Genomic DNA, 766 nt, shown 5'->3' on the forward strand with positions numbered 1-766 from the left:
GGGAGCGGGTGGTGCTCGGGGTGGCCGCCGTGGCGGTGCCGGGGATCGCCTGGGGCGCGCCCGGCGCTCTCGACCTACGGACGGCGGGGGCGCTGCTCGTCGCCGCCGCAGGAGTGGCGCTGTTCTCCGGAGACGCCTCGCAGGGCTTCACGCGCGCGTGCCGGACCGTCTTCGGGCTGCTGTGGATTCCCGTCTCGCTGAGCGGTCTCGTGCTGCTCGGCGACACCGCCGTCGCGGTGGGGGTGGCGGTCGCGTTCGGGGACGTGGGTGCGTGGTGCGGCGGCACGGCGCTCGGCCGCCGGGGGTTCCTGTCCCGCCCGCTCTCGCCGCTCTCCCCCAACAAGACCTGGGCGGGGGTGGCGGGTGCCGCCGTGGTGACGGCCGCCGCGCTGGCCGCGGTCGGCGCGTTCTCCGTCGCGCTGTGGGCCGCGGTGCTCGTCGGCTGCGTACTCGGGGATCTTCTGGAGTCGATGGTCAAGCGTGAGGCGGGTGTCAAGGACGCGGGGAGCTGGCTGCCGGGGTTCGGCGGGCTGCTCGACCGGATCGATTCGCTGCTGGTGGCTCTGTTGCTGACGATGGTGGTGACCTTGTGATGCTGCACCCGAAGTTCCAAGCCCGTCCGGCGCTTGAGGACGAACTCGGCGGAGCCGGTGATCGACCGAGCCGCGGGCCCGCCACTCCCCCGCGATCGGCGCCGCCGCCGACTACTGGTTCGCCTCCCCCTGGCGCAGGCGCATCTGCAGCAGGCTGGCCGCGGGCTTCCCCG

Annotated in this window: 1 protein-coding gene; it reads left to right on the forward strand. The window is 74.4% G+C overall.

Translation table 11 applies throughout. From position 1 onward, the window contains the following. Positions 1-593 (forward strand): phosphatidate cytidylyltransferase (locus E2651_RS43515; RefSeq protein ID WP_135336765.1); only part of this gene is annotated, 593 nt, incomplete at its 5' end. Positions 594-766 lie beyond the last annotated feature (173 nt).

The organism is Streptomyces sp. MZ04, assembly GCF_004684775.1.
Taxonomy (GTDB): Bacteria; Actinomycetota; Actinomycetes; order Streptomycetales; family Streptomycetaceae; genus Streptomyces.